We start from the raw sequence: 6,000 nt of genomic DNA, 5'->3' as shown, positions 1-6,000 counted from the left end.
TTCCTATCTTCAATTGTCAAATAACAGACCAGAAAACCCGGTCGAATATCCTTCCCGCAAGCCCAAGCACCTAAGCCCAGAACCATCAATCAGCATCGCAGCCAATCCAGGAAACTCTAGAGCGAGAGACTTCGTCGCCAGCAGCGCCGCCGCCCTCGTCAGTGATCGGGCTTATAGACCCCAGCCCCGAGCATAGTCAACTGCCCAACTGTAAAAATTCTGACATTTTTTTATCTGATTGATTTTACTAGGGGATTTGTGTGTGAATACAGCTTTGCAGAAAATGCGCCCTCTGGACGGGCATTTTCAGGATTTATTTTACGAGTCGTCGGAGAATCCGTCTTCGTAAGAGAGACGGAGCGCGATGAATCGCATTTCGCGGCGGCTCAACGCATAACGCGCCACCAATTGTCAGCTCATCCCCCAGGACCTAATAGAGAGCTTAAGCAATGAAGGAGCTGACAATGCTGGTCCTCGATGAAGAGCAAACACGTGCAGCGCTTGCCTGGCCGGCGCTGATCGAGGCGATCGCCACGATGTTTGCCGGCGGCTGCGTCATGCCGGTGCGGCATCACCACGATATGGAAGTGCCTGGCGAAAGCAACGCGACGCTGCTGCTGATGCCGGCCTGGCTGCCGGGGCGATATATGGGCGTAAAGATGGTTTCGGTTTTCCCTGATAATGCCGGGCGTGGGCTGCCGGCAATCTTCGGAACCTATCTGCTTTCCTCCGGCAGAACCGGCGAGATGCTGGCGGCAATCGACGGCGGTGAGCTTACGGCGCGGCGCACGGCGGCCACCTCGGCGCTGGCAGCCCGCTATCTCGCACAGGCGGATGCGCAGGAACTGCTTGTCTGCGGCACGGGGCGGCTGTCGCTCAACCTGATCCAGGCGCATGCCGAAGGACGGGAGCTGAAGCGGATCGGCGTGTGGGGCCGCGATCGCGGCAAGGCACAGCAGGTGGCGGACGAAGCGCGTGCGCTTGGTTTGGCCGTCAGCGCTGTTAGCGATCTGGAAGCGGCGGCCCGCAGAGCCGACATCATCTCCTGCGGTACGCTGTCGAACACGCCGGTTATCCAAGGGGAATGGCTGAAGCCCGGGGCACATCTCGATCTGGTCGGCGGCTTCAAGCCGGATATGCGCGAGACCGACGACACTTCGATCCGGCGGGCACAGGTCTTCGTCGATACGCGCGCCGGTGCAATGAAGGAAGCCGGCGATATCGTGCAGCCGCTGAAAAGCGGCGTGCTAACGGAAGATGCGATCCACGCGGAGCTCAGCGAACTTGTCCGCGGGACGCGGCCGGGGCGTACCAATGACGACGATATAACCCTGTTCAAATCGGTTGGCGCGGCGCTCGAAGATCTCGCCGGCGCGATCCTTGCCTATGAACATGCGCGGGGCAATGAAGCGTGACGCGCATGACCCCTTCGCCGCCCGAGCTGCCGGTCTCGCACGTGCTCGCCGATATCGGCGCAGCACTTGGGGACGAGCGACGTGCGGTTCTGTCAGCTCCTCCCGGCGCTGGCAAGACGACGCTGGTGCCGCTTTATCTGCTGGGCCAAGGCTGGCGCGGAGACGGCAGGATCATCCTGCTGGAGCCGCGGCGGCTCGCAGCAAGGGCAGCGGCGGCACGCATGGCCTCGCTGCTCAACGAGCAGGTGGGCGACACCGTCGGCTATCGCATGCGCCTGGACAATCGCATTTCGGCAAGAACGCGAATCGAGGTGGTGACCGAAGGCGTGTTCGCGCGGATGATCCTCGACGATCCCGAACTATCCGGCGTCTCGACGGTCATTTTCGACGAATTTCACGAGCGCTCGCTGGACGCGGATTTCGGCCTGGCGCTGGCGCTCGACGTGCAATCGGCGCTTCGCGAAGATCTGCGCATCCTTGTGATGTCGGCAACCCTCGATGTCGAACGGGTCGCCGCTCTGCTCGGGCGTCCGCCCGTCATCGAAAGCATGGGCCGGAGCTTCCCGATCGACATCCGCCATCAGGACCGGCCGCCCGGCGAGCGGATCGAGGACACGGTAACACGCGCGATTCTCGACGCACATGCGACAGAACAGGGCTCGATCCTGGCCTTTCTGCCCGGACAGGCGGAAATCATCCGCACGGTGGAAAGACTTGAGGGCCTGATAGCGCCGGAGACGGTGATCGCGCCGCTTTACGGCAATCTCGGCCAGAAGGAGCAGGACGCAGCGATTCGCCCGGCGCCGAAGGGCACGCGCAAGATCGTGCTGGCAACGTCAATCGCCGAAACGTCGATTACCATCGACGGCGTGCGCATCGTCATCGACAGCGGGCTGCAGCGGCTGCCTGTCTTCGAGGCGTCGACCGGTATTACCCGGCTGGAGACGGTGCGAGTATCGCGGGCTTCCGCCGACCAGCGCGCCGGCCGCGCGGGGCGAACGGAGCCCGGTATTGCGATGCGATTGTGGCATCCCGGCCAGACGGCGGCGCTGCCGGCCTTCACGCCGCCACAGATTCTCTCCAGTGATCTTTCCGGGCTGGCGCTCGATCTTGCTCATTGGGGCGTGCAGGATCCGGCCACACTCGCTTTTGTCGACCAACCACCGGCAACGACACTTGCCGAAGCACGGGCGCTGCTGCGGCAATTGGGAGCTCTGGACGCCGAAAACGGATTGACCGCACGCGGGAGGCTGATGCGCGATCTGGCCTTGCCGCCGCGGCTTTCGGCCATGGTGATTTCGGCAGCGGAATTCGGCCAGGCGCGTGAGGCGGCGATGCTCGCCGTATTGCTGACGGAACAGGGCCTCGGCGGACAGAGCATCGATCTGGAAGAGCGCCTCCGGCGGTTCAAGACGGAAAAAGGCGAGAGGGCCGAGGCGTCGCGGCGGCTGGCCGGTCGGTTGGCGGCGGCAGCGGGCGAGAGCAAGGCTGCGGCCGCCGGAGTGCCGGTATTGGCCGGCTCATTGCTGCTGCATGCCTTTCCCGACCGCATCGCTCTCCAGCGTGGCGGGCGCGGGCGTTTCGTCATGGCAAATGGGCGTGGCGCCGAATTGCCGGAAACGGAGCGCCTGGCTGGTTCGCAGATGCTGGTCATTGCCGATCTGACCGGCCGGGCGGCCCAGGCCCGTATTCTAGCGGCGGCAGAGATTTCGCGCGCTGATGTCGAGGAGCATCTGCCGGGCGAAATCCGCACGGAAGAGCAGAGCGTCTTCGACAAGGCCAGCCGTCAGGTGCGCGCGCGGCGCGTCACGCGGCTCGGCGCCATCATATTCGAGGAAACGCCTTTGCCGAGACCGACCGGCGAGCAGGCCGCCAAAGCGCTGACCGATGGTATTCGCGAGCTGGGGCTCGGCGTCCTGCCCTTTTCGAAAGAGGCGACGCAATTGCGTGAGCGGATCGGCTTCCTGCACCGGACGATCGGGGAGCCCTGGCCCGATATGAGTGATGAGGCCCTACTCTCGCGGCTGGACGAATGGTTCACACCGTTCCAGAGCGACGCGCGCGGTCTTTCCGACATCTCGGCGGGCGGGCTTTCCAACGGGCTGATGTCGCTGGTACCGCATGAGCTGCAGCGCGATCTTAGCCGGATGGCGCCGACGCATTTCGAAGCACCGACCGGGCAACGCCACCCGATCCAATATGAAGGCGAGGAACCGCTGCTGACGATCCGCGTTCAGGAGCTTTTCGGCCTGAAGCAGCATCCGGCCGTCGCCGGTGGGCGGCTGCCGCTGGTGCTGGAACTGACGTCGCCGGCACACCGGCCGATCCAGACGACGCGCGATCTGCCGGGCTTCTGGGCGGGATCATGGAAGGACGTGCGCGCCGATATGCGCGGGCGCTACCCCAGGCATCCCTGGCCGGAAGATCCGGCCGATGCTTTGCCGACGACAAGAGCCAAGCCGCGTGGTACCTGAGTATGGCCCGTTTCTTCAGAGGATTGGACAAGATGGCGGACGCGGACGCCAAGCCGCAGGACGATCACCATACCAGCCGTCGGCTCAGGCTGCAGACGCTGGTGCGGCTGCGCTGGCTTGCGGTCGGCGGCCAGACGGTAACGGTGATGATCGTCGCCTTCTGGCTGAAATTTGCAGTGCCGCTGCTGGCCTGCTGTGTCTTGATCGCCTGCCTTGCCTGGATCAATTTTTTCCTGACGCTGCGCTATCCGCCTACGCATCGTCTGGAGCCGCCGGCGGCCTTTGCGCTGCTTGGCCTCGATCTTCTGCAGCTCTGTGGTCTGCTCCTCATCACCGGCGGGCTTGCCAATCCGTTTTCTGCACTGGTCTGCGTGCCCGTTATCATTTCCTTCGCCTCGCAGCCGATCCGTTACAGCATGGCGCTGATCGTACTGGCGATGATCTGCATCACCGGCCTTGCCTTCTCGCCTTTTCCCTTGCCCTGGTACGACGGCGTCGAGATCAATGTTCATAGCGTGATGCAGCTTGGCGTCTGGTGTTCGATCGCCTCGACCATGGCCTTTGCCGCCTTCTATGCCTACCGCGTCTCCATGGAGGCGACGCAGCTTGCCGATGCGTTGTCGGCGACGGAGCTGGTGCTGCAGCGGGAAAAGCATCTGTCGCAGCTCGACGGGCTCGCCGCTGCCGCCGCCCACGAGCTCGGCACGCCGCTCGCAACCATCAGCGTCGTCGCCAAGGAGATGGAGCGCGAGCTCAGCCAGGACGACCGCTTCCGCGAGGATGTGGCGCTGCTGCGCAGCCAGAGCGAACGATGCCGCGACATCCTGCGGCGGCTGACGACGCTCTCCTCCGAGGACGAGGCGCATATGCGACGGCTGACGCTGTCGTCGATGATGGAGGAGATCATCGCGCCGCATCGGGAATTCGGCATCAAGCTGGAGCTGATCGAAAAAAGCCCACGCACCGGCGAACCCGTGCTGAACCGCAATGCCGGCATCATGTACGGGCTCGGCAACCTTATTGAAAACGCCGTCGACTACGCGCGAAAGAAAGTGACGGTCACGGTGGAATACGATCCCAACACGCTGACGATCGTCATCGAAGACGACGGCAACGGTTATTCTGCCGACATATTGACGCGGATCGGCGAGCCCTATGTCACGACACGACAGCGTGACGATACCGCTGGCGGCCTCGGCCTCGGCCTGTTCATCGCCAAGACCCTGCTGGAGCGTTCGGGTGCAGTGCTTTCCTTCGGCAATCGGGATCCGGAAACGCCGGGTGCGCGCATCCGCGTCGAATGGCCGCGCATGTTGATCGACAGCAATTCGACAAAATGAATTTCACGGCTTACAACACCGATCGCTAGCGCAATGATCTTATCCGAAAACTGCGTCAAGGTTTTCGGATAAGATCATGCTGAAGTCAGTAGGACTATGCAGGCGATTGGTCGCCGGGATTGAACATGATGACGGATAAAGAGCTTACCGACCCCCATGCGGGGGCCAAGGACATTGCGGACCATATCGGCCCCGACGCGACATTGCTGATCGTCGATGACGACGGGCCGTTTCTGCGCCGGCTGGCGCGCGCCATGGAGACGCGCGGCTTTGCGGTCGATACGGCGGAATCGGTGGCGGAAGGCGTTGCCAAATCCAAGACCAATCCGCCGAAATACGCCGTGGTCGATCTTCGTCTGGGGGACGGCAATGGCCTAGACGTCATCGAGGCGATCCGGCAACGACGCGATGATACGCATATCGTCGTGCTGACCGGCTACGGCAATATCGCAACGGCGGTCACGGCCGTGAAGCTTGGCGCTCTCGACTATCTTGCCAAGCCCGCGGATGCCGACGACGTCTATGCGGCGCTGACGCAGCGGCCAGGCGAGAAGGCCGAGGTGCCGGAAAATCCGATGTCGGCCGATCGGGTACGCTGGGAGCATATCCAGCGCGTCTATGAAATGTGCGAGCGCAACGTCTCCGAAACCGCCCGCCGGCTCAACATGCATCGCCGCACGCTGCAACGCATTCTCGCCAAGCGCGCGCCGAAATAAACACCTTCACCTTCCGAGAAGAACGCGTGGTTCACGGGTTGCGGGAGCACTCGGA

Annotated in this window: 4 protein-coding genes; all 4 read left to right on the top strand. The window is 63.0% G+C overall.

What is annotated here, in order from left to right:
- The first annotated feature begins 464 nt into the window (after positions 1-464).
- The 4 genes from QDY28_RS10500 (at position 465) to QDY28_RS10485 (ending at position 5,945) form a co-directional block, all read left to right on the top strand.
- Entirely contained in the window at positions 465-1,415 is a 951-nt protein-coding gene (locus QDY28_RS10500; protein ID WP_331381607.1) for an ornithine cyclodeaminase family protein, read from the top strand.
- Positions 1,416-1,420: 5 nt separating this feature from the next.
- Positions 1,421-3,889, top strand: coding sequence for an ATP-dependent helicase HrpB (gene hrpB / locus QDY28_RS10495; RefSeq protein WP_331381627.1), 2,469 nt, complete (start codon positions 1,421-1,423; stop codon positions 3,887-3,889).
- A 2-nt stretch (positions 3,890-3,891) separates the two neighbouring features.
- The gene (locus QDY28_RS10490) at positions 3,892-5,229 is read left to right on the top strand and encodes an ActS/PrrB/RegB family redox-sensitive histidine kinase (RefSeq protein WP_442967498.1); all 1,338 of its coding nucleotides are present in this window, start codon (positions 3,892-3,894) and stop codon (positions 5,227-5,229) included.
- 128 nt (positions 5,230-5,357) lie between these two features.
- Complete coding sequence (locus QDY28_RS10485) at positions 5,358-5,945, top strand: ActR/PrrA/RegA family redox response regulator transcription factor (RefSeq protein ID WP_331381626.1); 588 nt, start codon at positions 5,358-5,360, stop codon at positions 5,943-5,945.
- The last annotated feature ends 55 nt before the right edge of the window (positions 5,946-6,000 follow it).

It is taken from the genome of Rhizobium sp. BR 362 (assembly GCF_036528765.1).
In the GTDB taxonomy this organism is placed as follows: domain Bacteria; phylum Pseudomonadota; class Alphaproteobacteria; order Rhizobiales; family Rhizobiaceae; genus Rhizobium.
The sequence above is the reverse complement of the archived record's forward strand: the minus strand, read 5'-3'. Positions and strand labels throughout refer to the sequence as shown.